Origin of the sequence: Burkholderia sp. Se-20378, assembly GCF_017104665.1 — a bacterium.
GTDB classification, from domain to species: domain Bacteria; phylum Pseudomonadota; class Gammaproteobacteria; order Burkholderiales; family Burkholderiaceae; genus Burkholderia; species Burkholderia lata.
Genome location: NZ_JAAGPG010000457.1, coordinates 1 through 6,463, shown reverse-complemented (window position 1 = coordinate 6,463; position 6,463 = coordinate 1). Strand labels below are relative to the sequence as shown.

Sequence of the window (6,463 nt, the reverse complement as noted above, 5' to 3'; positions counted from 1 at the left end):
GCCTCGGGCGGCAGCGGCCGCGCGGGCACCGCGCGCCAGAAGCCGCCACGCGCGACGAGCAGCACGATCCAGATCATCAGCGACAGGCCGGACACCAGGAAAGCGAGAACCAGCATCATCGGCGCGCCTCCTGTCGGGCGCCGACATCGGCACAATCAATAGGGGTCGGGAACAAAACGCCCGAAACCGCACGGGCGGCCGGGCAAAACGCGTAAGAATCGACGGTCATCGAATGGCCTTGAAATGAGCGCGACGCCGGGCAGCCGGAGCGGCTGCCCGCGAAACCGCATAGTTTACTGGGTTCCGCGCGCGCCAGCGCCGACGCGGCTCTCCCGCAAATGCAACACGCCAGATACAGCACCAGAGCAAGGACTTGCCGATAGAGTTAAAATGCGCGATTAATTCGGGGTTCCGGGGCCTGGCCGGCCGGTTCGTTCCTGCCTTCATAACATCAAGCCGGGGCGAGCGAGCGAGTGCCAGCTCCTCGAACCCCGGCGTCTGTCGTCGGAGTTCGCTCACCTATGCGAGTCATCCTTGCCCAGCCCCGCGGCTTTTGTGCGGGGGTTGTCCGTGCGATCGAGATCGTCGATCGCGCGCTGCAACAGCACGGTGCGCCGGTCTATGTGCGTCATGAGATCGTGCATAACCGGCATGTCGTCGAAAATCTGCGTAATAAAGGGGCGCGATTCGTTGAGGAACTCGACGAGGTGCCCCACGGCGCTGTCGCGATCTTCAGCGCGCACGGTGTCGCCCAGACGGTCGAGCGCGACGCGGAAACGCGCGGGCTCGACGTGCTCGACGCCACCTGCCCGCTTGTCACGAAAGTGCACGTGCAGGGCCGCCAGTATGTCGCGGCGGGCCGCCGGCTGATCCTGATCGGCCACGCGGGCCACCCGGAAGTCGAGGGTACGATCGGCCAGATTCCGGCCGAGGTGATCCTCGTGCAGAGTGAAGCAGAAGTCGATACGCTGACGGTGCCCGTCGATACGCCGGTTGCGTACATCACGCAGACCACGCTGTCGGTCGACGATACGCGCGGCATCATCGAAGCGCTGCAGCGCCGGTTCACCGACCTCGTCGGCCCGGACACGCGCGACATCTGCTACGCGACGCAAAATCGCCAGGCCGCCGTGCGCGAGCTGAGCGAACAGGTTGACGTGCTGCTCGTCGTCGGTGCGACGAACAGCTCGAACTCGAACCGCCTGCGCGAGATCGGCACCGAAAGTGGTGTGCCGAGCTACCTCGTCGCCGACGGTTCAGAAGTAAAGGCCGAATGGTTCGCGAATGCGAAGACCGTGGGCCTGACCGCCGGGGCGTCCGCGCCCGAGGAAATGGTCGAAGATGTAATCGGCGCGTTGCGCGCACTGGGTCCCGTCGACGTCACGACGATGGCGGGCCGTGAGGAAAAAGTCGAATTCAAGCTGCCGGCGAAGCTCACGCAAGCTGTCGCCCGCGAAGTTTAAGGAGGACATCTCTTGTCTATTCCGCTGCTCCAGCAAGTCCGCGTCGGCGCGTACATCACGCGCCAACACCTGTCCGGCAACAAACGCTATCCGCTCGCGCTGATGCTCGAGCCGCTGTTCCGCTGCAACCTCGCGTGCAACGGCTGCGGCAAGATCGATTACCCGGACCCCATCCTGAACCAGCGTCTGTCCGTCCAGGAATGCCTGGAAGCGGTCGACGAGTGCGGCGCACCGATCGTGTCGATCGCAGGCGGCGAGCCGCTGCTGCACAAGGAAATGCCGGAAATCGTCCGCGGCATCATGAAGCGCAAGAAGTTCGTCTACCTCTGCACGAATGCGCTGCTGATGGAAAAGAAGATGGACGACTACAAGCCGAGCCCGTACTTCGTGTGGTCGGTCCACCTCGACGGCGACCAGCAGGCGCACGACCACTCGGTGTCGCAGGAAGGCGTGTACGACAAGGCCGTCGCGGCGATCAAGGAAGCGAAGCGCCGCGGCTTCCGCGTGAACATCAACTGCACGCTGTTCAACGATGCGGTGCCGGAACGCGTCGCGAAGTTCTTCGATACGCTGAAGCCGATCGGCGTCGACGGCATCACCGTGTCGCCGGGCTACGCGTACGAGCGCGCACCGGATCAGCAGCACTTCCTGAACCGCGACAAGACGAAGAACCTGTTCCGCGAAATCCTGAAGCGTGGTGAAGGCGGCAAGCGCTGGTCGTTCAGCCAGTCGTCGCTGTTCCTCGACTTCCTGGCCGGCAACCAGACGTACAAGTGCACGCCGTGGGGCAACCCGGCGCGTACGGTGTTCGGCTGGCAGAAGCCGTGCTACCTGGTCGGCGAAGGTTACGTGAAGACCTTCAAGGAACTGATGGAAGACACGAACTGGGACAACTACGGCGTCGGCAACTACGAGAAGTGCGCGGACTGCATGGTCCACTGCGGCTTCGAAGCGACCGCCGTGATGGACACGATGGCGCACCCGCTGAAGGCGTTCGCCGTGAGCCGCAAGGGCATCAAGACCGACGGCCCGTTCGCTCCGGACATCCCGATCGACAAGCAGCGCCCGGCCGAGTACGTGTTCTCGCGCCACGTCGAGATCAAGCTCGAGGAAATCCAGCGCGCCGGCAAGGGCAAGCTGCAGAAGGCGGCAAAGCCGGCAGCAGCCGCTTAAGCGCGTTTCGCCACGCGGAGGCCATGCCTCCGCACGGGCGGGAAAAAATGAAGCGCCACGGAGTCCGCTCCGTGGCGCTTTTGTTTTGGGCCGTCGTTTTGCGTCGCGTTTCGCCGTCACCGTATTGATTGCCGCGGCGGCCCTGCTTTCGCCGAAACAACGCGACCGTGTCGCTGCGCCGGTGCGGCCGGCCCTGTCTCCTCCATCCTCCCTGCGAAACCGGTGCGACGCTATGCGGCCAGCGATTCGGCCGCATGCATGCGCATCTTCTCCGCCGCGCTCGCGACGAGTGCCGGCTGGCCGCTCGACGCGAACGTGCAGACATGCTCCCACAGCTCGGCCAGCCGATGCCGCGTGAGCGTCGTGACGCACGTGTCGTTCGCCGCGAGCACATGCTCGAGTACCGCGCATTCGTCATCACGCAGCGTCCAGGCGCCGCTTTGCGCCGCGCGCGCCACGCCCGCATCGAGCGCACGCTCCGCGTCGACGCACAGGTCGATATCCGCGTCCGCGCTCACCGCATCGTCGAGCGCCAGGAACACCAGGTAGAGACTCGTGCGCAAGCGCATCAGCAGCGCCTCGTTGCCATGCCCGCCGCGCAGCGCGACGAGCGCCATGTGGCATTTCAACGAGATGTCGCGTGCTTGCACGGGCGGCAGCGGCAGCAGCCATTCGCGGGTCAGCGGCGCGTGGCGCCGGTTCTTCCGGGAGCCCTTCATGATTGGCTCCCGTCGGCGGACGCATCGCTCGCGTCGAAAGCCGGCCATGCGATGCGGCACGCAACGGCGTCACGGCGCGCATGGCGCGGGTGCTTCGCGCGACGCCACGCGCCGTGTCCGTCGTCGCACCGCTGCGTCGCTCGCGCGTCCGGCAGCCGGCGCGGCGCCGACGCGCGCACGACGCCGGCAAATCGGATCGTGCAAGCCATGCTCGTCTCCTGCATCAGAACGTGTTCTCGCCCTTCAGGTAGTACGCGGTCTTCACGAAGAACGCCTTGACCGGATGGCCGCCCTGCACGTCGCGCGCCGCGCGCGCTTCCATCGCGGCCCGTTCTTCGCGCGACCGGTCCGGCACCGGGTTGTGGACACGTTCGAGCGCACGCTGCATCTCGAGCGGATAGTTCTGGTTGCCGGCCGACGTCGCGCGATAGCCGGCGCGCGTCATCTGCATCAGTTGTGCGTCGGTTTCGGCACGCGCCGCCGACCAGCTCGACAGTGACGCATTCGATGCGCCGTCGATCACGGCAGACTGCGCAAAACTGACGGCGGGCAGCGCAACGAGTGCGCAGGAAAGTACAGCAACGGGAACGAGGGATCGCATAGTGGCCTCCAGGTGGTTGTCCCCGCATCGATCATGTTCGACGATGCGTTGAAACCATCGTATGACGCGCTGCAATCCGCATGAATAGCCGAATCTGCAATTGATATTTTCGGCTTCGAAATCCGGTGCGCAAACCGCGACACACGCGAATCCCGCCAAACAGGAATTTCTTTATTTCATTCAACGCCCTGATCGCATTTGTTCAGACGATCCGCAGCAGCGCACACGGCGCTTTTTCAATTTCCGAAATGACGTGTTGCCGATGCGATCGCGGCTGGCGCACCTGCCGGCAAGGCTTCCGGCGTGATATCGCGCGTGCGGATACCTCGATCCCTGGCCCGATCGAATCGAACGGTTCCCGTGATTCAGGACAAGTCATCGCGTCCGGATTGCCGGTTAGCGACACGACGCGCACAGCAAGGACGCGCGATAATCATGCATCGGCCGCTTCGCGCGGCACCCCATGCATTCCCCTTTTTATCGAGTCCTTCCATGGCTGCCCTCGACACCACCGCCATCCACAGTTGGCACGCGCACGTCTATTTCGATGCGGCCAGCCGCGACGCGGCCTGGGCGTTTCGCCAGGTCGTCGACGAACGGTTCGGCGCGGTCATCGAACTCGGCCGCTTTCACGAACGCCTCGTCGGCCCGCACCCGGCCTGGTCGTACCAGATCGCGTTCGACGCCGCGCGCTTCGACGACATCGTGCCGTGGCTCGTGCTGAACCACGGCGCGCTCGATATCTTCCTGCATCCGAATACGAACGACGAACTGCGCGACCATCGCGATTGCGCGGTGTGGATCGGCAAGTCGTATGCGCTGAATCTCGACGCGCTGGCCGGATAAACGCCGGCACGCGGCCGCCTGCGCCGCGTCGACATCCACGTTTCGGGTCGACGTGAAACGTCCCGCAGCGGCGCGCCCATACAGTGGGTTCCGTTATCGATGCTTCCGGAACCCGCCATGTCACACGCCCACGCCGAGGCCCGGCACATTTATGAAGGCTGGCACGCGGCCGTCGTCGCGCGCGACGTCGACGCGCTGATGGCGCTGTATGCCGACGACGCGGTGCTCGAAACGCCGCTGATCGTCGTCACGCTGCCCGATCACGGCTCCGGCGTGCTGCACGGCAAGGCCGCGATCGGCGCATTCTTCGCGGCAGGCCTGCGCAATCCGGGCAACCGGCTCGGGCGCTGGTACCGCACCGGGCTGTTCTTCTCGAACGGCCACCAGCTCACGTGGGAATATCCGCGCGCCACGCCGGACGGCGACCAGGTCGATCTCGTCGAGGTGATGGATCTGCGCGACGGGCTGATCGCGCATCATCGCGTGTACTGGGGATGGGTCGGCTTTCTCGCGCTGCAAGCCGCCACGCCGGCGCCCGACCGCGCATGACGGCCGCCGCGCCGAGCCGCGCCGCGGCCCGCCGCGTGCTCGCCGCGACCTGCGTGAGCTATACGCTCGTGCTGCTCGACGCGTCCATCGTCAACGTCGCGCTCGTCGACATCGCCCACACGTTCGGCAGCCGCGTGGCCGGCCTGCAGTGGATCGTGAACGCGTACACGCTCGCGTTCGCGAGCCTGCTGATGACGGGCGGCACGCTCGGCGATCGGCTCGGCGACCGCGACGTCTATATCGCGGGGCTCGCGGTCTTCGTCGCTGCATCGGCGCTGTGCGGCGTCGCGCCGAACCTTCCGGCGCTCGCGATCGCCCGCGCGCTGCAAGGCGTCGGCAGCGCGATGCTGGTGCCCTGCTCGCTCGCGCTGCTCAACCGCGCCTTCCCCGAACCGGCCGCGCGCGCGTCAGCGATCAGCCTGTGGATGGGCTGCGGCGGCATCGCGATGGCATCGGGCCCGCTGATCGGCGGCCTGCTGATCCATCTGTTCGGGTGGCGCAGCCTCTTCTTCGTGAACCTGCCGCTCGGGCTTGCCGGCATCTGGCTCGGCCGCACGGTCGCGCGCGCCGATGGCGACGCCTCGCGGCAATTCGACTGGGGCGGCCAGGTCGCGGCCATCGTCGCGATCGCGGCGCTGATCGGCACGCTGATCGAAGGCCCGTCGCTCGGCTGGCGCTCGGCGCCGATCGTCGGCGGCGCGACAACGAGCGTCGTCGCGTGGATCGCGTTCATCGTGATCGAAGCGCGTCGCCGCGAACCGATGTTGCCGCTCGCGTTCTTCCGCAACCGGCTGTTCGCCGGCTCGACGTTCGTGTCGATGGCGTCGGCGTTCGTGTTCTACGGCCTGCTGTTCGTGCTCAGCCTGTTCTATCGGCAGATCCGCGGCGCGAGCCCGCTCGACACGGGGCTCGCGTTCCTGCCGATGACCGCGATGGTCGCGCTCGGCGGGCTGTGTTCGGGCAGGCTGGTTGCGCGCTTCGGCGCGCGCGGCCCGATGTGCGCGGCGTTCGCGCTGTATGCGGCCGGTGCGCTCGGCATGACGGGCATCGGTGCGACGACGCCCGCGTGGCTCGCCGTCGCGCCGATGCTCGCGATCGGCTTCGCGTCGGGA

Annotated in this window: 7 protein-coding genes and 1 pseudogene; 5 read left to right on the top strand and 3 right to left on the bottom strand. The window is 66.3% G+C overall.

The genetic code is table 11. The features are described from left to right. Window positions 1–119: pseudogene (locus tag G3N93_RS31140) on the bottom strand (glycosyl transferase family 2); the annotation flags it as partial. 402 nt (window positions 120–521) lie between these two features. Between G3N93_RS31140 and ispH the strand changes: the two are divergent. Together ispH and hpnH are read left to right on the top strand one after the other, a co-directional pair. Further along, window positions 522–1,463: a 4-hydroxy-3-methylbut-2-enyl diphosphate reductase gene (ispH, locus tag G3N93_RS31135; protein WP_011353721.1), complete on the top strand. Its 942-nt coding sequence runs from the start codon at window positions 522–524 to the stop codon at window positions 1,461–1,463. 12 nt (window positions 1,464–1,475) lie between these two features. Then, window positions 1,476–2,636: an adenosyl-hopene transferase HpnH gene (hpnH, locus tag G3N93_RS31130; RefSeq protein WP_174940641.1), complete on the top strand. Its 1,161-nt coding sequence runs from the start codon at window positions 1,476–1,478 to the stop codon at window positions 2,634–2,636. A gap of 230 nt (window positions 2,637–2,866) precedes the next feature. Here the strand turns inward: hpnH and G3N93_RS31125 are convergent, their stop codons facing one another. Then, window positions 2,867–3,355 carry a hypothetical protein gene (locus G3N93_RS31125; RefSeq protein WP_206134677.1) on the bottom strand — a complete coding sequence of 163 codons (489 nt, stop codon included), beginning with the start codon at window positions 3,353–3,355 and terminating at the stop codon, window positions 2,867–2,869. A gap of 223 nt (window positions 3,356–3,578) precedes the next feature. Further along, window positions 3,579–3,956 carry a hypothetical protein gene (locus G3N93_RS31120; RefSeq protein ID WP_174940637.1) on the bottom strand — a complete coding sequence of 126 codons (378 nt, stop codon included), beginning with the start codon at window positions 3,954–3,956 and terminating at the stop codon, window positions 3,579–3,581. Window positions 3,957–4,448: 492 nt separating this feature from the next. Here G3N93_RS31120 and G3N93_RS31115 point away from each other — a divergent pair, with 492 nt between their 5' ends. The 3 genes from G3N93_RS31115 to G3N93_RS31105 form a co-directional block, all read left to right on the top strand. Continuing rightward, complete coding sequence (locus tag G3N93_RS31115) at window positions 4,449–4,802, top strand: DOPA 4,5-dioxygenase family protein (protein ID WP_174941829.1); 354 nt, start codon at window positions 4,449–4,451, stop codon at window positions 4,800–4,802. Between the two features lie 117 nt (window positions 4,803–4,919). Continuing rightward, complete coding sequence (locus tag G3N93_RS31110) at window positions 4,920–5,351, top strand: nuclear transport factor 2 family protein (RefSeq protein WP_206134676.1); 432 nt, start codon at window positions 4,920–4,922, stop codon at window positions 5,349–5,351. Next, on the top strand, window positions 5,348–6,463 hold a 1,116-nt coding region (locus G3N93_RS31105; protein ID WP_206134675.1), incomplete at its 3' end, for an MFS transporter. The genes G3N93_RS31110 and G3N93_RS31105, both read left to right, overlap by 4 nt.

What these genes read in the sequence shown, in the direction of transcription:
- ispH (WP_011353721.1), top strand. Translation starts at nt 522, where the DNA reads ATGCGAGTCATCCTTGCCCAGCCCCGCGGCTTTTGTGCGGGGGTTGTC.
- G3N93_RS31125 (WP_206134677.1), bottom strand. Translation starts at nt 3,355, where the DNA reads ATGAAGGGCTCCCGGAAGAACCGGCGCCACGCGCCGCTGACCCGCGAA.
- G3N93_RS31120 (WP_174940637.1), bottom strand. Translation starts at nt 3,956, where the DNA reads ATGCGATCCCTCGTTCCCGTTGCTGTACTTTCCTGCGCACTCGTTGCG.
- G3N93_RS31115 (WP_174941829.1), top strand. Translation starts at nt 4,449, where the DNA reads ATGGCTGCCCTCGACACCACCGCCATCCACAGTTGGCACGCGCACGTC.
- G3N93_RS31110 (WP_206134676.1), top strand. Translation starts at nt 4,920, where the DNA reads ATGTCACACGCCCACGCCGAGGCCCGGCACATTTATGAAGGCTGGCAC.